This window comes from Janthinobacterium sp. GW822-FHT07A03 (assembly GCF_058798815.1).
Map to the genome: position 1 here is coordinate 1 of NZ_JBXAKW010000048.1, position 629 is coordinate 629.

The 629-nt window shown below is 64.1% G+C and carries 1 protein-coding gene; it reads right to left on the minus strand.

Annotation, left to right across the window (positions count from 1 at the left end; genetic code table 11):
• Positions 1 to 614: AMP-binding protein (locus tag AC1RJW_RS29720; RefSeq protein WP_493048117.1), on the minus strand; the 614-nt coding region annotated here is incomplete at its 3' end.
• Positions 615 to 629: the final 15 nt, after the last annotated feature.

Consider the following 629-nt stretch of genomic DNA (forward strand, 5'->3'; position numbering starts at 1 on the left):
CGCGCAACACCGGCACCGCCGATGTACATCTCGCCGCTCACACCCTGCGGCACCGGCTGCTGGTGCGCGTCGAGCAGGTAGATCTGCACATCGGCTATCGGCCGGCCGATCGGAGTAATGGCACGGTATTCCGCGTCGCAGTCATACGCACTGGCGCAGACAGTCGCTTCGGTCGGGCCGTAAGCATTAATGAGAAGATGGTGCGCAGCCCACTGGCGGGCCAGTGCTGGCGGACAGGCATCACCAGCAACGATGAAGGTCGTGGGAGCGAACTGCAACGGCTCCCCCAGCAGGGCAAGCACCGCCGATGGCAGTGTCACGTGTGTAATATCACCGGCGCGCAGCGTCCCGATCAGCGGATCGGCCGGACGCAAGGCCTCCTGACTAGCCACATGCAGGACGGCGCCACGGCACAGAGCCATAGCGACTTCTGAAATACTGGCATCGAAACTGAATGACGCAAACTGCAGTACGCGGCTGCCGGCAACCACGCCAAAGCGGTCGATCTGCGCCAGCGCCAAGTGGGCCAGGCTGCCATGCTCGACCATGACGCCCTTGGGCAGGCCGGTGGAACCGGAGGTGTAGATGACATAAGCCAGGTGGCGTGCGGTCAAGCCCAGTGCCAGCGG